At 48.2% G+C, this 18,742-nt stretch carries 19 protein-coding genes and 1 tRNA gene; 10 read left to right on the top strand and 10 right to left on the bottom strand.

Annotated features, from left to right (window positions below):
• Window position 1: 1 nt before the first annotated feature.
• The 5 genes from AC0J6G_RS07335 to AC0J6G_RS07315 are packed head-to-tail and all read left to right on the top strand — an operon-like array spanning window position 2 to window position 2,914.
• Window positions 2–526, top strand: coding sequence for a LexA family protein (locus AC0J6G_RS07335; RefSeq protein WP_475252674.1), 525 nt, complete (start codon window positions 2–4; stop codon window positions 524–526).
• Entirely contained in the window at window positions 523–723 is a 201-nt protein-coding gene (locus AC0J6G_RS07330) for a hypothetical protein (RefSeq protein WP_475252672.1), read from the top strand. Before AC0J6G_RS07335 ends, AC0J6G_RS07330 begins: the two co-directional genes overlap by 4 nt.
• Complete coding sequence (gene umuC / locus AC0J6G_RS07325) at window positions 720–1,994, top strand: translesion error-prone DNA polymerase V subunit UmuC (protein ID WP_475252670.1); 1,275 nt, start codon at window positions 720–722, stop codon at window positions 1,992–1,994. The genes AC0J6G_RS07330 and umuC overlap by 4 nt, the downstream gene beginning before the upstream one ends.
• A 54-nt stretch (window positions 1,995–2,048) precedes the next feature.
• Window positions 2,049–2,417, top strand: coding sequence for a hypothetical protein (locus AC0J6G_RS07320; protein ID WP_475252668.1), 369 nt, complete (start codon window positions 2,049–2,051; stop codon window positions 2,415–2,417).
• Window positions 2,384–2,914, top strand: a complete 531-nt coding sequence (locus AC0J6G_RS07315; protein WP_475252666.1) for a hypothetical protein — start codon at window positions 2,384–2,386, stop codon at window positions 2,912–2,914. The genes AC0J6G_RS07320 and AC0J6G_RS07315 overlap by 34 nt, the downstream gene beginning before the upstream one ends.
• Before the next feature lie 356 nt (window positions 2,915–3,270).
• On the opposite strand, the gene AC0J6G_RS07310 is transcribed toward AC0J6G_RS07315, so the two are convergent.
• On the bottom strand, window positions 3,271–5,082 hold the full coding sequence (locus AC0J6G_RS07310; RefSeq protein WP_475252664.1) for a DUF4365 domain-containing protein: 1,812 nt from the start codon (window positions 5,080–5,082) through the stop codon (window positions 3,271–3,273).
• 366 nt (window positions 5,083–5,448) lie between these two features.
• Between AC0J6G_RS07310 and AC0J6G_RS07305 the strand changes: the two genes are divergently transcribed.
• Window positions 5,449–8,007, top strand: coding sequence for an AAA family ATPase (locus AC0J6G_RS07305; RefSeq protein ID WP_475252662.1), 2,559 nt, complete (start codon window positions 5,449–5,451; stop codon window positions 8,005–8,007).
• Between the two features lie 357 nt (window positions 8,008–8,364).
• On the opposite strand, the gene AC0J6G_RS07300 is transcribed toward AC0J6G_RS07305, so the two are convergent.
• Together AC0J6G_RS07300 and AC0J6G_RS07295 are read right to left on the bottom strand one after the other, a co-directional pair.
• Window positions 8,365–9,477, bottom strand: a complete 1,113-nt coding sequence (locus tag AC0J6G_RS07300; protein ID WP_475252660.1) for a M48 family metalloprotease — start codon at window positions 9,475–9,477, stop codon at window positions 8,365–8,367.
• Between the two features lie 342 nt (window positions 9,478–9,819).
• On the bottom strand, window positions 9,820–10,542 hold the full coding sequence (locus tag AC0J6G_RS07295; RefSeq protein WP_475252658.1) for a DUF5677 domain-containing protein: 723 nt from the start codon (window positions 10,540–10,542) through the stop codon (window positions 9,820–9,822).
• Window positions 10,543–10,851: 309 nt separating this feature from the next.
• On the opposite strand from AC0J6G_RS07295, the gene AC0J6G_RS07290 reads away from it, so the two are divergent.
• Together AC0J6G_RS07290 and AC0J6G_RS07285 are read left to right on the top strand one after the other, a co-directional pair.
• Window positions 10,852–11,073: an AbrB/MazE/SpoVT family DNA-binding domain-containing protein gene (locus AC0J6G_RS07290; protein WP_475252656.1), complete on the top strand. Its 222-nt coding sequence runs from the start codon at window positions 10,852–10,854 to the stop codon at window positions 11,071–11,073.
• Window positions 11,057–11,275: a hypothetical protein gene (locus AC0J6G_RS07285; protein ID WP_475252654.1), complete on the top strand. Its 219-nt coding sequence runs from the start codon at window positions 11,057–11,059 to the stop codon at window positions 11,273–11,275. The genes AC0J6G_RS07290 and AC0J6G_RS07285 overlap by 17 nt, the downstream gene beginning before the upstream one ends.
• Before the next feature lie 140 nt (window positions 11,276–11,415).
• Here the strand turns inward: AC0J6G_RS07285 and AC0J6G_RS07280 are convergent, their stop codons facing one another.
• From AC0J6G_RS07280 to AC0J6G_RS07265, 4 genes are all read right to left on the bottom strand, one after another.
• Window positions 11,416–12,147, bottom strand: a complete 732-nt coding sequence (locus AC0J6G_RS07280; protein WP_475252652.1) for a hypothetical protein — start codon at window positions 12,145–12,147, stop codon at window positions 11,416–11,418.
• Window positions 12,148–12,598: 451 nt separating this feature from the next.
• Entirely contained in the window at window positions 12,599–13,072 is a 474-nt protein-coding gene (locus tag AC0J6G_RS07275) for a hypothetical protein (protein WP_475252650.1), read from the bottom strand.
• 70 nt (window positions 13,073–13,142) lie between these two features.
• Complete coding sequence (locus AC0J6G_RS07270) at window positions 13,143–14,567, bottom strand: relaxase/mobilization nuclease domain-containing protein (protein WP_475252648.1); 1,425 nt, start codon at window positions 14,565–14,567, stop codon at window positions 13,143–13,145.
• Between the two features lie 24 nt (window positions 14,568–14,591).
• Window positions 14,592–14,954, bottom strand: coding sequence for a hypothetical protein (locus tag AC0J6G_RS07265; protein ID WP_475252646.1), 363 nt, complete (start codon window positions 14,952–14,954; stop codon window positions 14,592–14,594).
• A gap of 566 nt (window positions 14,955–15,520) precedes the next feature.
• Here AC0J6G_RS07265 and AC0J6G_RS07260 point away from each other — a divergent pair.
• Together AC0J6G_RS07260 and AC0J6G_RS07255 are read left to right on the top strand one after the other, a co-directional pair.
• Window positions 15,521–16,453: a hypothetical protein gene (locus AC0J6G_RS07260; RefSeq protein ID WP_475252644.1), complete on the top strand. Its 933-nt coding sequence runs from the start codon at window positions 15,521–15,523 to the stop codon at window positions 16,451–16,453.
• Window positions 16,454–16,525: 72 nt separating this feature from the next.
• Window positions 16,526–16,891, top strand: a complete 366-nt coding sequence (locus AC0J6G_RS07255) for a histone-like nucleoid-structuring protein, MvaT/MvaU family (protein ID WP_475252642.1) — start codon at window positions 16,526–16,528, stop codon at window positions 16,889–16,891.
• A gap of 49 nt (window positions 16,892–16,940) precedes the next feature.
• Here AC0J6G_RS07255 and AC0J6G_RS07250 read toward each other — a convergent pair whose 3' ends face one another.
• From AC0J6G_RS07250 to AC0J6G_RS07240, 3 genes are all read right to left on the bottom strand, one after another.
• On the bottom strand, window positions 16,941–17,807 hold the full coding sequence (locus AC0J6G_RS07250; RefSeq protein ID WP_475252639.1) for a DUF5677 domain-containing protein: 867 nt from the start codon (window positions 17,805–17,807) through the stop codon (window positions 16,941–16,943).
• The gene (locus AC0J6G_RS07245; protein ID WP_475252637.1) at window positions 17,804–18,292 is read right to left on the bottom strand and encodes a hypothetical protein; all 489 of its coding nucleotides are present in this window, start codon (window positions 18,290–18,292) and stop codon (window positions 17,804–17,806) included. The genes AC0J6G_RS07250 and AC0J6G_RS07245 overlap by 4 nt, the downstream gene beginning before the upstream one ends.
• 349 nt (window positions 18,293–18,641) lie before the next feature.
• Window positions 18,642–18,715: transfer RNA gene (locus AC0J6G_RS07240), tRNA-Cys, on the bottom strand.
• Window positions 18,716–18,742 lie beyond the last annotated feature (27 nt).

Below are 18,742 nucleotides of genomic sequence, written 5' to 3'. Positions count from 1 at the left end.
GTTGCTGCGCTCCATCATTTTTTGGTACTGGCCAGAATTTGCCTATACTGTACATCCACACAGCCTATTATTGAGCAATGAGATGTACGCGACTCAAATCCGCCCGTTGATTCCTGCGAACGAGCCAGAGCTGATGCAGCAGCTGGGCCAGCTAGCCTGCGGCTTCCCCTCACCTGGCCTCGACCATGAAGAGCCAGCACTGAGCTTGGACGAGCTGGTTGGGATGCGTGCTCCATCAATGTTCGTGGGTCGTGCTGCCGGCCATAGCATGCGCGGTAAGGGCATCTTCGACCGCTACTACCTGATCATCAATCGCGCTCTCGACCCTGCTCCGGATGACGTAATTGTGGCTCGTATTGGCGCTAATTTCACAGTCAAAACATTTGTTGTGAATGGTGCGATCAAGATGCTTCAGGCCGAAAACCCGGACACGCCACCTGTTCGTATTGGTGAAGACGAAGAGGTCGAGGTGTGGGGAGTCGTAACGTTCAACCTGCACCCACTGCGCGGAGGGGTGGCAGCATGACAAAGGAACTGACATTTCAGGATCTTCTGGATATGAAGCGTTCGGGCGAGCAGCTCAAAATCCTGATTCTCAACACCCTTTCAGTTGAAGACATCATTCGTCTGAACAACGAAGGCATCGAGCACCTGGAGCGCCTTCAGTCGGCAATGGGTCAGCGCACGCAACTGCGTCTTGTCATCGACAATGGTGACAAATGAAAAATCGCTTCGGGCTCGTTGATTGCCACTGCTTTTACGTCAGCGCCGACCGGCTATTTCGCCCAGAACTTCTTGGTAAACCCGTCGTTGCCCTATCCAACAACGACGGGTGCGTGGTGTCTCGTAGCGACGAAGCAAAGGCGCTGGGCGTGAAGATGGGCCAGCCCTACTTTCAGCTCAAGGAACTGATCGCACACAAAGGCCTCATCTGCGTGTCGAGCAACTACGCGCTCTACCAAGATCTGTCGAATCGCGTCATGCAGGTACTGCGACGAGAAGCTCCGCAGATCGAAGTTTACTCAATTGACGAAGCCTGGCTCGATCTCACCGGCATCCCAGACCGTGACCTCGACGCCTTCGGTCGCCACCTTCAGTATGCCGTTTACCGCGAAGTAGGCATCCCAGTCGGCGTAGGCATTTCAACGACTAAGACCCTCACGAAGCTTGCCAATTGGTCATCAAAAAAATGGAAAGCCAAAACAGGCGCGGTCGTTGATCTTGTTGATCCATTGAAACAAGAGAAGCTGCTCAGATACACCGATGTTGGCGAGGTATGGGGCATCGGCAGTCAGCTAAAAACGCAACTCAATGCTATGGGTATCAACAAGGCATGGGATCTAGCAACGTTCGACCATAAAACGTTACGTAGACAGTTCAATATCAACATTGAGCGCACATCGCGTGAGTTAGCGGGTGAATCTTGCTTGTCCCTCACTGAAGACACAGTGCCAAAACAAATGATTGCGTGTACGCGCAGCTTTAGCGAAAGAATCACCGATTTCCATGGCCTCCGTACAGCTATCTCTACGTTTGTTGCCAATGCAGCCATTAAGCTCAGGGCACAGAATCAGTACGCTTCATGCATTCAGGTCTTCATTCGCACAAGTCCATTCGACACCAAAGGCATGCAATACGGTCGCTCGATTAGCGTACCTCTCACCTGCCCCACTTACGACACCCGCGACCTACTGGCGGCTGCGCTGGCTGGCTTGCAGGAGATTTATATCCCAGGACCTAAATATGCAAAGGCCGGTGTGATCCTGAGCCAGTTTTTTGATCAAGGGATGTTTACTGATGATCTATTCGCTCAGCCACTGCGAAAGAACACAGAACAGCTGATGAGCGTACTCGACAAGATCAACATGAAGCATGGTCGCGGCGTTGTCAGATTTGCGAGTGAACCTGCCGTCGCGTCATGGCACATGAAGCAGCAGATGCTGAGCCCAAATTTCACAACGCGTTGGAGTGACGTGATGCGGGTGAATGCTTGACGTTGGATTTCAGCCAGCGGAGGAAGTGATCGTGCACGACACGGGGTATTCAGCATGAGTGATAACAGCAATGATCCAGTGGATGCCCTGGCTCCGATTCGGCACCTGTTGCCTGATTTGCCACCAGAGGCCGGCTGGCTTGGAGAAAATTACAAAGGCTGGCAGCGTTATGCTGACGCGATGAAGATCGTCAGCGCTGAGTACGATTTCCCTGTGACAGTGAAGACAAAGAACGGCTATCTGCATGTCGATTACCACTCCGCACCGCCACAACTCGCCTCGCTCGGATTCGCTATAGAGATGGCTACTGATCAAATCTGCCAATACTGCGGAAGCCGCCCTGCGCGCGAAGAGGTAAGGAGTCAGTGGATCTGGAAGCTGTGTGACAGATGCATTTTGACCGAAGCGGGATTGTCAAAATAACGAAGCATAAGGCTGGTGTGTTGAATGCGTCGATGCCGGATATATCAGTGGCGATGCCACTGAATGCCGGGCACCTATTCGTATCAAACATATGCACAGCTTCGCTGCAATTTATCCGGGGGGTTGGAGTGGGTGCAGATGGAAAAAAGCCGGTCGATCCACTTTCGTCTATTCGACACATGTTGCCTGATTTGCCCGAAGAAAAGCATTGGTTGGGTGATGACTTCAAGGGCTGGCAGCGTTTTGCTGATGCGATGAAAATTGCGAGTGAAGAATACGATTATCCGATGCTTGCCCAACCAGGCTGCGGGTATTTGAGGATCGATTATCCATTTGCGCCACCGCATCTGATCTCGCTGGCCTACGCCATTGAAATGGCGACGGATCAGATCTGTCAGCTATGCAGTCGTCACCCCGCTCGTACAGAGAAAATTGATGGGAGACTCTGGAAGCTTTGTGAGAGGTGCGTCCGGCAAGACGGCGGACAGCAGAGTTGATGTAATGAAATTGTGGCGGAGTAACCTAATGAATATCTGAAATAAGAGCAGGAGCACCACTCCTATGGAACACTACACATTGCCTCATCAAGTAACTCGGATGGAAGCTCAATAATAACGTGTTCGATTCCATCTCATGCGTCCTGGCACACAACTCGCCACCTATCAGGTGTAGTCATTGCTTTGCCCCTACGCTATGAAAGACAAGTATTGCAGCTTGAATCCGTGTGTACGGATCTAGGCACGGGTGTGTAACGTGAAGCGAATAGGGTGAAGTGGTGTATTTCTGGGGTCATAGCCTCATAGGCGCATTGAAAGTAAAATCCTTGATAAGTCGCCTATTCGTATAAGAGGGCTTACCAATCCTTGAAGAGTTTCAATATCTCAACATGCTTCAATTTTTCGATTTCATGCCAAGCCAAGGACCATTGCCAGTCGGATGCCCGAGGTGTGCAGTCAGAGCATGTATCGCAGTGGGATTTCTTGAATCCGTGCCCTGGGATATCGATCACTGGATTGTAGAGAAGATGCAACAGATTGCCTGTCCCGTGAGCGTATTTGTGTTTCAGGCAGACGATCATATGCATGCCTCCGGCGGAGTGCATTTGTAATGTCTGTGCGACTATACCGCCGGGCTTGTAGTGAACAAATAAATATTCACAGTTTTTTACTATATCTGTCGGGTCGAAGTTAATCAGTGCTCTAGCAACGATTTGCCCCATCACATTTTCTGGGTCTTCAGGATCCATCCCCATACTTCGCGCTGTATTTCGAAAATATGCCTTTTGTTCCTCTGTGCTAATTTTTAGAAAATCTCTTTCGACCTTGGGTTCATGGTTTTCTTCAATAGTTGAAATGAGCTGAAGGGCGTCAGGGGTAAGATTGCTAAGAACCACCTTTAGCGATTTTATCTCTTCGTCGCTGAAGAGGTTCGAATGGAGAGCCAATGAGTACAACTTTTCCGCTCGCACGAGATCCTCGGAGAGGAAAGAATAAATTAGGCAAAACTGGAATATGGCCACCATCCAGTTCTGGAAATAATCAATCGAAGCTTCACTACCTCGCTCCTTTTGGATGATGCGAAATAGTATCAAAGATGTCACGGACTCAAGATACGTCTCGTAAAGGATCTGGTATTGCCCATTTGTAGCTATCAGACTGAGAAGGTCGATTATTTTTTTAATACTAGTACAGACACTTTTGTACTGCCTGTGCAGTTCGATTCGAAAAATATAGCCTTCAGCAGTGTTGTTCAGTGCTTTTGCAGCACTATTGTTTGCCATTAAACTGTCAATTTCGAATTTTAGCTTGGCAGCTCTAGCTAATCCGAAAGCGTAATGTCTGAGATTGGCAGATTTCTCTTCTCTAGCAAGAGCAATAATTATCATACTTATGCGTGCAACGTCGTGAGCTTGATCAACCATAGCTTGATGCAAAGGCGCTGCTCTCAACGCTATACGGTAGTAGAGTCCAGCAACAAATCGGTCTGCTGCGGGCACGATTGCTGAAGTTATCAAGTTTGTTGCGACTTCGTAGATTTTTGAGAAATCTTTTTTACGAAGGAGGTTGTCTAGATGTTGGTGATGAGCTTTGTACAGAGCATTACCCATCTCTGCAATTCTTCTTTCTAATCGCTGTGGGTCTAGATTGGAGAATCGCAGGATTGAGCCTTTAACACCTTTGAGCGCTAAAAAGTCCCAAGAAGCTATCACCGCATTGAGCACATTCTGAGCTAGTTTTTCATCACGCCTTTTTATGAGGTTCTGTGTGGGAATATGTATCTGGATAGAGCTGGTCTCAATGCTTTTCGCTTTTGAGATAAGCTCATCATTGTCGGTAATAGAAAGCCAGTAAATGGTTTCGCTCGTTACTTCCACGACCACCAGAATGACTGGGATATTGAATGATAGGTAGTATCTGAGTTTACTGGTCGGCAAGTTGAATGAGACGACTTGCTGGTTTTTGAGGTAGGTACAGTTGGCTTCGCCTTTGATTTGCACCTTAAAAACGAATTCACTGCCCTGAGCTACCCCTTTCTGGTCGGTGACCTCAATTTCCGCGTCGATCCCATGGTCGTTCTGATCCTCTTGGGATCTGAATAACCAGTTGGACGGGAGATTGTAAGTGAAGATCCTTCCAGCCTCGATGCCAATTTCACCTGGTGTCATTCACGGCATCCCGATCCAGCTAATATTTTCCATCTCAGAATATGCCATTCGGGTGCTACATCTGGCAACCCACCAAACCCGTCGATAGAAGCGGCACTAGGCAAGCGTCCTCTTGGTGACATACTGCAATCGACCCAAAGCAGCCTACGACTAGTTATGTGCTTCCGACCCAAGGCAGGCAATGTGGAGGAGCGCTTGATTATCATATCTACAATGAGGCAGAGCCAGGTCGGCTAGGTGCATACTGTCGCTATGTCGCTGAAATGGATTAGAGGTGCTTTGACCACCGTCCGTGTTCAGCAGGCATAAACTAGGCGGCTCTACCGTAAAAACTCAGATGAGCACTAACGTACAAGGACGCACGCAATGGCAACGCACAACGATGCTACCGGGTATCTCCTCGCCTATCGCGATACCGTCAATGAGGTGTGGTTCCACGCCATCTGCGACCACGCAATACAGTCTAATGGGGAGCCACTCGTTGACTCGGATCTCGAAAAGCTCTGGAACTACTTTCTCGGAAACGAAGCGTTCAGCCCTGCGGCTGCCACACCTCCTCAGTTGGCTTTACCTGCCAAGGCCGCCGCGCAGACTTACCACCTAGAGCAGCTAACCGCATTCCGAGACTTCAAGCGTCTGAGTCCATCTCTTACGCTCGACTTGCCTAAGAAAGTAACTTTGATTTTCGGTAAAAATGGCGCGGGGAAATCCAGCCTCTGCCAGGCACTGAAAGTGCTATCTAATCCCGAAAAGCCAAAAGAGCCGCTTACCAACGTCAGAAGCAAAGCAAAGGTACTGGCCTCGTTTGGATATAAATTCAAAGACTCACCGAGCATACAGAACTGGAGTGAGCTAGATGGCTACGGCGTGCAAGCACAAGCACTAAAGTATTTTGACTCAACCATTGCCATCAAACACGCGACAGGCTCGTTAAACCCAGAGGCTGTCGTTGAGATCTCTGTATTCCGGCTGGAGTGCTTCGAGTACGCAAAGAATTACATCAAGCAATTTCAACAGTTTTGCCTGACAAAAATCGACGCAACACGAAATAGTACAAATCTGGCGATCACTGCTCTTAAAAACAGGGTCGTTACTTCTATCGACATTGCCACTGGCGAGTTCGCCAGTTGGGAGGCGACCAATACGCGCCCCATGTTGACGTGGATATCAAGCATACCCGCCTACGACCCAGCTAAAAAAGAAACTAGAACCCAGCAACAGCAGCAACTCCAGCAACTTACTGCCGCTACGAGCCTGGAAGGGAAAAAATCGCTTCAAGCAGAACAATCACTGTTATCTCAGTTCGCGTCCACCCTGCGTTTGTTTAAGTCAACTTGCGAAAATTATTCCCCTGCCGAGGTAGTTCTGGTCACGAACACACTTCAGCAAAAGCAGGCCGCAAGCATAGAGTTAGGCCGCGCCGTTTTTCCTGAAGGGACTGACCCTCAACTGCACCAGAAATTAATCTTTGCAGCAAATAACTCGGCGCCGTTGTTAACGGCGCAGTCATGCCCACTCTGCCTTCAGGACGTTTCGCAGACACGCAGCGTGCTCTTCAAAAGCTATCATGAGTTCCTGATATCTACTCTGCATGCAGAAATCGACCAACTCAAAGCACGCGAGGATAAATTAAATGAAGCTTATGCTGTGGTCTACAATCTTCAGAAACCAGATACTCTGATTTACACACCTCACTTTTCGCCCGAGTTCATACTGGGTTTGAATGCCACTTTAGATCGCGTTGACCGTGCGATTCGCGAGAAAACCATAACCGATGAAGTGATCGAAGATTACTCGCAATACCTGCAAATCGATGACTATATTGACAAAATCTCCGAGCGCCATACGCAAATTACTTCAGCTCTTTCGCTAGCCTCTGCCGACCTCGATAAAACACAAGCCGAAATTAAGAGGCTGCAAAATGCGATTAATTTAGATATCGTCTATGAGGCCGCCTTCAGCATTAAGGAGGATGCCGTCGTGCTATGCAATGCAGCTATTAGCTTCGAGGAGGCAGCAGAAGTTGTAAACGGCTTCAACTTCACTCCCCGCCAGGCTGCGGTGACTGCAAGGATGAAGGAAGCCCACACCGAGTTGGTTTTGAATTCGTTTATTCCTCACCTTGATAACGAATATAAAAGGCTGAGCGGCTCATCTTTAGAGCAGATGGGCGTCAAACTCGCCACCCAGGGGGCGGAGGCCATCGTTACACCTAAGGTTGGTGACAGCCCAGTACACCGGGTACTCAGCGAAGGTGAACAGAAGGTGCATGCACTAGCAGTATTTATGTGCGAGGCATCGACCACGGCACATCAAGTGCTAGTTCTGGATGATCCCGTCACCAGCTTTGACTACAACTACGTCTCAAACTTCTGCGAAAGACTGAGAGACTATGTACGGGACAACCCCAGCGCCCAACTTATCATCCTTACCCATAACTGGGACTTTTTTGCCAATCTTCAGTCGACGTTTAACCGCTCAGGCTTGGATCATTGCTTGTCAGTGCAGGTGCTTGAAGACTGTTCAACAGTGTCTGAGTACGTCGAAAAATGGGACGAATTGTGCTCACAGATAGAAGCGTACACCGGCTCGCCCCATGAGCCCTCCAGCGCCGAGAAAGAACACCTTTCCGGCCTCCTTCGCAGGCTGATTGAGCGCATCACTAATGGCTATGTATTCAACGAACAGCGCCATCAGTACAAACACAAAGGTCTGAATATTTCGACCTTCCATCAATTTACAAAGCTTGTCCCTCTTCTGCCTCAAGAGGCTGACAAACTCAGAGATCTTTATTCAAACCTCAGTCCCACCGAGCATGATGATATTCGCAACTTTTATTCAGGAAAGTCGCGCGACCAATTTAAATCTTGGTATGACGATCTAATTGCGATGAAGGCCGCTTTAGTAGCGAGGAAGCCGAAATGAATGTAGATAGTTTCGAAGTAATTCTGAACGCGACCGAATGTAGGAGTTGGTTTTCCCTAGTCTGAGCGTCCGCTTCTGGCCTATTGTGTTGAAAAAGTCGACCCTGCTTGACCAGTTATGCATAGAGAGGGATAACACCACTTACGCTCGCTGCCGCGTCAAATCTGAGTCCTGAATCCTGTGCTCAATAAGTGGATTTCAGTCTCAGGGCCGCACTTTCCTACCGTGGAAATCAAAACCGATTTTTCAAAAGAATCAGCCAGACGCGGACCTTCCCAAGTAAAGAGGCGAGGCTATCAGCCCGCCTTCTTAAACGAGTATAAGAGACTCGTTTTGCTTATGATGTTGCTCGTCCCTTCAGGCCCCAAAGCGACCCATGGCCTCCAGAGTTTTTTTTGCGTGAGTTGCGAAGCTCTCTCGATTCGGTACTGCACCAACCATTGTTCTGAACTCATCTGTGAAATATAGCACTGAGAGCGCCCCACCATACCGGCGCGCGTCTCGTGCCGTTTCATCGTGCAGAGTCCATATATCTATGACGTGCCTCATATAGTTTGCATGATTTGGATGGGCTGAAGAGCCTTTGCAGAAGTCACTGTAATCGGGAGCATCCACCCACTGGCCACGGGTCAACCAGCTAAGGATCGCGACAAACGCGGCATCCGAAAAGCGTTTCACGATAGCGGGTTTGTCCTCTGTAATCTGCAATCGATTAGAAAAAATGACTGTTCGCTCTGCAAACAGGCGAACCCAATAGTCCATCCTAATTACCGGATACGGATGGGTGCCAACTGGTTCGGCATCAAGCCGAACTGGCCTATCGCCGTTGAACAGAAACATTATGCAACTGACCATCGCACAATGAAGGTAGGCGTGATCCAAATAGTCACTTCCCTTAAAGCACTCTAGTTGCGTCGCCATCCAATCCAGTGCTTCAGCGTCCGCTGCAAACTCTGTGGTATGAGAGATCGCTGCCTCCGCCCCTGAAATCGGTTCATCACCGGCAATCTCGAAATCATCGATGGTGCAGCTAGCTATACCAGTTCCGTATAGACCTCGAATCGCCCCATGGTTCTGATTGAGATGGCCAATCTCGTGATAGATCACGAAAAGAACCCCGGCCATGAACATATGATCCGCTGCCTCCAGCAGATCGAACCGTGCTGGAAGCATATGCACTCCCTGATGAACGCCCTGCTGTTCGGGACGCCCTATCGCGAAGCGGGCGAACTCAAAAGCGATGGAATAAAGCTCTTGGATCAGCCCATAACTCAGAGAGATAACATGCCGATTAACCCTATCAAGTGAAGGCTCGACGGATGCGGTTGCTCGGACATCAGTTGTCTCCAGCCAGCTAATGCAAAGCTCAATGTCGGAGGCTGCGTACCATCGCGAGTCCAAGTCCCCCTTAATGTGGTGTGCGAATTGGACTGCACGGTCTATAAGCTCAGGTAACTGGGGTAGCGTCATGACAGTCTCAACAACTGAGAAATGAACATTAGAACAGAGAAAGGTCAGTCAACTGAATCACCCTTGCGTGCCAGGTGTTTACAATGACGAGGAACCTGCGGCACGCCCTCACTGCGCAGAAACTGCTGGTTATCAACTCCAGCCCATTGGCCTGCGCTGTGCACTGAGGCGTACCAGAAGATTCTGGCCGTGAGCAGCCTTTCACCCTACACATCTGGTAGCGCTACTCGGCACTCAGAATACAAATTTCGCAATAGTGCTCTTTATCGGATTGTCCCGCCGGGGTTCTAGCAACAAACGGACTCGAAAACACGGCTGCCTTTTATCTGCCATGTAGCTGCTCTAAGCCCCTAAACTAATTTGCGTTTCGCGATGCCTCTGGATGCCGATCCCAATGCAGGTGTCTACGAGTCCGAGCAACCACTCAAGGCGCTTGGTGGTAGGATGAAATCGTAAGGTGAGCGCCTCATCGGGATGAACGCCATGATAGTCATCAAGACTTCTCGGCGTAGCGTGCGCACCCGCAAGTCCAAGTCCTCGGTACACCGTTTCATATTCGAACCTTAACCCGGCGATGCTCGCGGCCGCTTGATGAGACCAGTCGCTCTTTGGGGTCGCTTCCTCGGCTATGGCTTTCAAATCCGCGAGCCGACCAGGCTGCACACGCGTATCTGCCCCCGCCGCTAACATTCCTTTTGCTTGCTTGATGCGCTCCCTGTGATGCCAATTCTCCATCTTGTCCACGACAGTTGGATCCCGCCAAAGTGCACAGGCTGCAAATAGGCACTCGAAGGCCGTACGGAGAGTCGAGTAAGGCGTTGTCGCTAGGCCACGTTCAGCTAACAGCACTGTGGCTTGGCAAGACTCGATGCAGCGAAGCCAAAACGCTGCTCCGACAAAATTGCTCTCCGACATTGCGCCGTCTACTTGTCGGAGTTCGCCGATGGACATAGAAATCATATGCTCAATTTTCGCGAAATCGGCAGCAAGGCGAGCACGTTCGGTTTGTCGAAGCTCGTCAATATCCGGTGAGAAATACCCTAAAAATTCAAATGATTTCGTCATGGGAGCCTGCTATCAGACCGAGTTGTACAAGGTTGACCTGGCTCATGGACTACTGAACCGCCAAACCTAAGCAATTCTAGTTCCATCAGGGCAAGGATTGGGCGTCTAGTCGCCTGAAGAACTGGATTGGAGGATATTTCTCATAGAGTGGCCACCAAGTTCCTGACGAATTATCCGGGTTGACGACGTCTGCTTGAACGCTATAGAACATAGCTCAATCCACAGTTTTACCTGTGAGTAGCTTGGATGACCATGCGAGTCTTCGAAGCTGTGTGACAGGTGCATTCGAGATGTTGCGGGGTTTACGAAATGAGCAAGAAAAAGCTAGGGAAAGTGCCGCTTAGAAGGTGGACGGTGCCGCTTCACGATACGGACGACGGTAGCGGTGATGGAGTTGTTGATCTTCCACAAGAAATAATCGATGAACTTGGGCTCAAAGTGGGCGATACGCTGATTTACACAGTTGTGAAGGATCGCAGCGTGGTCATGCTTAAAAAGAAGACAGAAACCAGTGATGACTTTGAAAGATAAAAAAGGATGGATCACTGTTTATATTGAAGAAGAAAGTGGAAAAGGTGCATTGCCAATCGAAATGCCGACTGAGGCGCTTGAAAAGCTGGGAGCAAAATCCGGAGATGAGCTGGTCTGGCTGGTCGAAAATGGCAAGACAATCGTTAAGAAGCGAGTAATGACCAAGAAATTACGCCCTGGGGGCGTATGTGGTAACTCATGAAATGAATCCACAAAATGTGGTTTGAGCGAGCAATCAAGCGGATTTGAGGAACAAGGTCAGTACATGTGTCTACTTGTGTATTGGAATTGTACTGGCCTCAACCAAAAGCGCACCCATTTACACCAATTCAGACTTGCCGTTTAATTCCTCAGTGCGTCTAGCATCTGTGCGTACAGAACCTCTGCCTCCTCTGATGGATTTCGTAAGAATACAGATCCATCATCTAGCTCGAACGCTACATTGCCCGAAACTTTGCTGTAGCTCATACTCTTAGCATCAGATGCTTTACTGAAAAGTGCGTGCGCAGCTCTCATGTCAACAACTTCTTTGAGAGAGTATAAGTCGCATCCTTTCTTTTCGCTTAGATGAATTCTTCGCATAAATTTTTCTGTGATTTCGAAGAATTTGGCACAGATGCTTTCCGACGAACACTCTTCAGCCAATGTCTTTGTTTTTGGTATCTCAACAGGCTCCTTGCAATTCATAACGTTTTTGATCATCCCTGGCTGCACTTCGATCATTGTGCTGATGACGCCACTAAACTCTCCGATTTTGTACGCTGGGTTGCCGAAATTATTCTTGGCCTTCACCAGCGGATATCCGCCAAGCTTTCCAGAAGCCGCATTCTCGATAAATGCTTTTTCTATACGAACTAGCTGAGTCGCTCTCCAACCCTCAAACGCCAGCGCTTTGTCTTCCGTAATGTCAGGATGACTAATGGGCTCGTTGTGCTCGAAAACTGCGACTTGAACGGTTGTGCTCTTTCTAAGGCCTTTCAGCGGATTTCCCTCAGCATCAAACGCTTCTACAGCAACCGACACTGACTTTAAGATAGCAACCTTGTCGCAATATTGAGTCATTCTAATATACATAGCATGCAACTCCTTTTATTATTATTCTATATTTTTATTATAACACGCCGATACTGGACTCTTAACGCACACACATTAAAATAATAAAACAAATTAAAGACAGTTAATGCTATGTTACCCTGCGCTTCTTATACCGCCCTGAAAAAGTTACTACATTTAAAGTGCTCAAGTGCATCTTCAAAATATATCATATATATTATTGAATAACTTTCTGAGTGATTTTATAATAGGAAGTATGAAGAGATGATCTCGGCCAATATTTCCCATGATTTCTGACTGTCGAGAAAGTTCGGCGGCCTAGCATCTCTCCATACTATTTATAAGCAACATGACAGGGGTACTGAAAAGATACTTTATCCGACACAGTCTCTTCACTTATTTGGATGAGAATTTTTATTCGAATATACCTGAGCGCTGTACCCCAACAAGCTTTAGATTTCGCTGTGGTGTTCTATTTTTTAAGGATAGTGCAATAACCCGCGTAAGCATTTATAGCGCCATCACTATGCGCGTAGCCGTAAAATCTCTGTTTTGCCCAGTCAATATGAAAGAAGGAGCCTTGCATATGGCCCACAAGGTTCAGAAAGCCGCTGCTGTCACCCCACCCAGGATCTGAATACGGAAAAATGTCTTGCTGCATATCGATGAAGTCTTTCGAGTACACAATTTTCTCTTTGAGCGTATAGAAAATCTGGCCTTTACCGTACTCATAGTGAGTTTTTGTACCGCTTGTAGTGATAGTGACTTTTCCACTGCGCTCAAAGAGAAAGGCTTCAGATCCAGGGAGATTGAGCTTTTCGGTGCCAACGCGGTGGTGTTCATCTGTCGTGCAGAGGATCTGAGAAGGGAGTGGCGAGGTTGCGGCGGATGCAGCTGCTGCTGAGAATGACAGGGTTGCTAGGGTGAAGGTGATACAACGTCTCATTCAGTTGCTCCATGCTATGAGCCCACATTGTGTCGATTTGCGTGCTCTGGAGCAATAACGCCTGACTGTACTAGCGCTCTAGCACCTGCCCTGCCTCGTTTTTGAGGATATTAGATACGTGTGCAAGCTGCTTTTCTACTTGCTCTTCTATTGCGTCTTCCATTTCGAATTGTTGTTCAAAAGATGTGTCAGCATCAACAGTGACTGGTACATTTAGCCGAACGGCTGTTTCTGTTAGATCTAAATCAGAACTCAGATCTTCAAACTGCACTTCTAAGCCATCAAAAAAATCTCTCAACGCACTCTTCATAAGTCCAATCAATGCATTCATCATGCGCACAACTCGCTCAGCTTCAATCTCTGCCTCAACTTCAGTCTTTGTCTTCTTGCGAAGATTTAAGCTAGAACGCACATTAAATCCAAGATAACTTTCATTATTTGCATAAATACCGAAAGTTCTTCCGCGATTCTTTACGTAACTAGTGATACGCTTGTTACTTACTGGAATCTTTACGTACACACGGGTTAACGCATCTTTACTGCCAGCATGTGAATAAGCTGTAGCTTTGGGTGCAGGGTTACTCACGAGTGTGTAGGCACCAGGGGAGATGCCCAAAATAAGATTGTCTCTTTCAGAGCTGTAGTTAACGCCGTGCCTTATAAGAGCGGGAAATGTATACATAGTGCTTTTCACCGCTGTGCCAGAAATTGGCCTACCGTCTGGCCTGTCAAGCTGATAATAAATCCCCTTAATTAAGTTTGGGCTCCCCTCTTCCATCGAAATTTTTACAAGAACCCCCCTCTCATGCAGGCGATCAACAAATTCTGAAAAGGTTTTGGGGATGCCTTCTTTCCACACGTCTCCAATTACCCCTCTGAGAACCTTTGCCTGATCAGTGCTTTTTCTGAATAAATCGCCATTTTTAGCAAAGCATTCGTCTGGGTTATCTACAATCTGGAGATTAAATTTTTTCTCCAGTTCTCTGCATGCTGTCCAGCCTTTTTGGTATGAGTTGCTGTCTTTTACAATTGAGAATTGAGGAGGCCTTGGGCGACCGTCAGGAGACACTTCGCTGTGCTTCATATGCGCACGACACGCAACGATATGAACGTGTACGTTGTCAGTGTCATAGTGGACTGTAGCGAACCATTTAGAGCCGTTTCCGTACCCCATGGATTTCATGTAGTGGCGGGCACACTCCAGAAGATCTTTCCTTGGTAGATTTTCTCCAGTAGCAAGGGAGAGGACAAAGTGAGCACAAAGATTTTTGGCGGGGCCTTTATACTTAGCGGCATGGGTATCAAGCTCAGTGATCAGCTCTGACGTATCTATTTCAATTACTTTCCCATTTCTGATGAAAGGATCACCAGCGACAATGTTGCCGCCCAGGAATCCCACAAAAGGCCTTTTGCCAATATCCTTCTCAAGCGCTGCGCAGACATAATCTACGCGAATGCCAAAACCTACTGAGTTCTCTAGTTGTTCGTTAATCATGATTTATATCCTTTTTTATTTTTGCTATTGGATTAGATATGTTTCGATATTTTCAATTTTACCGCGAAGCCCCACTGACGCTTCGTACACATCGCCCGGAACCTTAAACTCTTGAACGAACTGCTCGAAGACAGAGCAGGCAAATGCGAGATCGCCGAGATAGGCGCAAGCAGCTTGAATCATCGGATTGTTAGATGTGCTGATTCTGCCCTTATTGCAAAATTCACAGAGCTTGTCTCTAATGAATCCCGAAACTGTCGGATATCCCAGCTCCCCTGAAATCATTTTGATCTGCAAGAATTCTTCTTCGGTCAGATACACTTTAAATGCTTTTGATTGACGTATTTCCTTACGCGGGGCTCCGCCCTTATTTTTAACTTTTTTCATTACTGCACCATTTATTATTTTTATTGTTTGGTTTTTGCTATTGACCTTATTCGCGCAGAACTCACCGAGTTTGAGCAGAAGCCGTCGAACACCCTGTGCAGCTGAGGAACGAAGGAAGCACGGGGCTGTGAGACATAGCTTGTCGAGCTTGTCAATATAATTGTTATATCATTAAAATAAGTCTTTCCTTGACTGTATATTAAAAATCATTAATTATTTTCTTGCTTTCTATCTTTTCTTTACTAAGCTTTTGGGTATGAGCAAGGTTTTCATAACGTAATGTCAGTAGATAGATGTTCGTTTTTTAACCGGCTTACGCCAAAATGTGACCAGCGACTTTCTTTTGTTCACTGGTGATGTATGTGTAATCAGCTCACTAAGCGCAGTACATGCCCAACAACATGGCGTTGGCATGAAGGAAAGCGAGGTAGAGAGATGAGCACGCATACATCAACTGACAACGCTTTGCGTATGCAGCCACCTACGCACATCCATTTATCGATATGTTGCGTACAGTTTTTGGTCACAGGCCCAAGGAATCAGGGCCTCAGGCGGGAGTAAATGCAGTGAGACCCAAAAAAGACCCTATCCAAAAGCTCGCGGATAAAGCCGGTGTTCTGTACTGGAAGTGGCAAGAGCTGCTCGAAAAAGACGAAGACGCAGTTGAAGCTGAGCGCCAGGGCAACAAGAAAATGGGTCGGCCACCCGTTGCCCTCTCTGTTCTCCGACAGCGCGCAAAAGACGCATATGAAGCTCAGATCGTCGAGCTACGCCAAGCGGAGCAAGCCGAAGGCCGCGAACCTATTCCTGAAGACGTACTCATCACCAAAGGCGAACAACTTCGTGAGAAAGGCCCTGGTCGCCCGGCTATCAGCGAAGTTGGCCGTAAGTTCCGCCACCTGCGTCGTAAGCTGAAAACGCTTGAAGACGCCATGGCTGGTGTAGACGAAGCAACAAGCCCCGAATATGACGGCCTGGGTCGCCCCGCTATGTCGGCCCGTGAGCGCATTGCTTACTACCAGCGCGACATTGATGCAGTGAAGAAAGACATTGATAAAGCACTTGCTGAAATGCCAGCTGAAGAGCGCCTAAAGGTGATGCTCGACAACGCCAGAATCGACAGGCGTGACGCTGGGATGCGCCTGAAGCGAGTTGAGAGAGGCGAAAGCAGCGAGGATGCCACTTCACTACAGGGTTTGCTAAATGGCCTGGAACACGAGATCCAGGCGCTTGAGAAGCAGCTTAATGATGAGCGCCAGACCAAACCGCGCATTTCGATGGGCTCATCAATGCAAGCCGAGGTGCAACGACCAATCGGCAAAGAATACAGTCCTGGCCTGTTGGCGATAATTGCTCAGCTTGAGTCGCAGCTGATCGTTCCGCCACCACCAGCTTCACTAACACCCGAAAGTCTCGAAAAGTACAAAGTAGATGTAGCCCTGGCGCAAGAATTTAACGCAACAATTCTTTCGCAGATCGAAGCGCTTAAAGCCGGTTAAGGCTCTGGCCATGGACGGCCAACACTGAATAAACTGACAATCATACAAACACGCCTTGGGGGCACCAATAACATGTCTAAACTCGCTGAATTCAAAGCACTCGAAGCTCAACTCGCTGAACAGCTCGCTCAGCTCGACGCTATGAAGAATGACGATGGTCTGAAAAAAGAAATCGAATTTGAAAGCAAGCTTCGCGCTCTGATGGCTGAGTACGGCATGCACCTGGGCAACGTGAAAGCCATCCTAGATCCGCAATCTGGTCGCACTCAGACTGCTGTGAAAGAAGACCGCGCACCGCGTCGTGAGCGCAAAGTTAAGGTGTATGTAAACCCGAACAATGGCGAAAAAATCGAGACTAAGGGCGGCAATCACAAGCTGCTGAAAGAGTGGAAAGAAGAGTTCGGTGGTGATGTTGTAGAAGGCTGGCTACAAGACTAATCAGCTGCCAGATTCGCCCGAGGCACCCTTCCCGTCCGGATCGGTGCCTTTATTTTGCCTGCTGGCTTTTGCCGCTGTAGAGATGCTCCATGTCCTCCGCTTTAAAATACCAGTGGTCAGCAACCTTTTTAGCCTCATCACTACTCTTGTCAAATGCAGCCTGAGCCGAAGGAAATAGCTTGGCGTAAAAATGAATGAAGTGCGACATGATGTGAACAACTGATTGTACGCTTGCACACCCCAGTCGATATTGAACATCCAAATCCTTTGATGCCTCACGTATCTGGAGTGTGCTAATCCAGCTGCTGTGTGCATAACCACAAAAATGCGTGTACACATTTTTAAAGTATTTTGGATGAAAGCCAGCCCGCTCAGCTTCGTGATGCCAGTGCCATCCGGTCCTCCAAACTCCTCTCAGCACATCTTTCTTCTGATCCTTCGAGTAATTTTCGAAAAACGGAGAGGCTTCAATCTCTTTAATCAGCTCTTCTGCCATGGCAGCGGCACGGGCGATCTTATATTGAAACTCCACTGTCAACGTTTGCATCTTCATCCTGTCTTTGAGGCCGCCAAGCTTCCAAACGGAATGCCGAAATTTCCTAAGCTCGATATCGTCACTCTGAAATATCCAGTGCAGCACGATGTAGCCTTCTATGCATGCTCTGGCAAGAATCGTGGTAGAAGCATGATCAATGAACTCGTAGCAACTGCCGTCAGGCATCACGAAATCAACGGTTGATAAGGTGCTTCTCGTTGTACAGAGCTGCTTGAAAAGCTTGATGGCCAGAACCTGCGCATCAGTTATCCAGCCCTCTCCTTCAGCTATGGCAACACCCATTTGAGCATCGATCATTTGTGACGTAAGACCTATCAACAGATCGAAATCACGCTCAATGTTGGTCATTGTGCTTTTCATGCCAGATATGCGCTCCTTTTCCGCCAGACCCTTGCTCGAACAACAAGGCTCTTCCAAACAGGCGTGTCATAGCTGAAAGCAAGCTTTGGGCGACTCTGGAGATTCGTCAGCGCAAAACAGCCGATCACAGCTTTGTTTCGACAGTAACCCACCTCAAGGCTGTCACCACGCTTCTCAAGCTTCGTAGAGCCCCTGAAAAGTCCTTCCTGAGCAATGTAGCTAATCAGCTCATCTTCCATTGGAATCGACGCGAGGCGACCATCCAGCTCGATGAAGCCATAGTCGGAAATTTTGATGGGGTGATCACTTATGCTGACGACATGCATGATGACCTCGGGCAGCACTTCTGGACTGATCGTTCCCATACCAACCTTAAAGCTGTCTCGCTTGCCACGAAGCTGAATGAGTAGGCTCCATACCCCAGAAACCGCCGCAATCACAGCCCCGGCTAGGGTTGCTAGCCTCGTCCAGAAATCAACGTCCATGCGCCCTCCCAGGCTTTTGTGATGGCATATTGTTACCAAAGTCGGCCAATTTGATTAGAAGAATTTCCTGGCCCTTCCCTAGTGTTACCAATCTGTTACCAAGCCACTTTTGGCCTAAAAGTAAAAAACCCGCTAAGGCCTAGTGCCCTGCGGGTTTCGTATACTTACTTGATTACATAATAACTAATACAAAAGAGATTTTAAGTCCCTTGCGTCTACCAATTTCGCCATTCGGGCGGTAGCGCTGAATTGCGAGGCTTAGACTATATACAGCCTTTACCCGCCTCACAAGGCTTCAAACTTAAATCAAAAAGCCTCGTAAATCATTGACCTACGAGGCTTTTCTATTTGGAGGCTGAGGTCGGAATCGAACCGGCGTTCACGGATTTGCAATCCGGTGCATAACCACTCTGCTACTCAGCCTTAAATCTGCGTAGCTCGTACAAACGA

The organism is Pseudomonas sp. TS_SC_3 (assembly GCF_056156225.1).
Note: the sequence above shows the minus strand (reverse complement) of the source record. Positions and strands in the feature narration are given on the sequence as shown.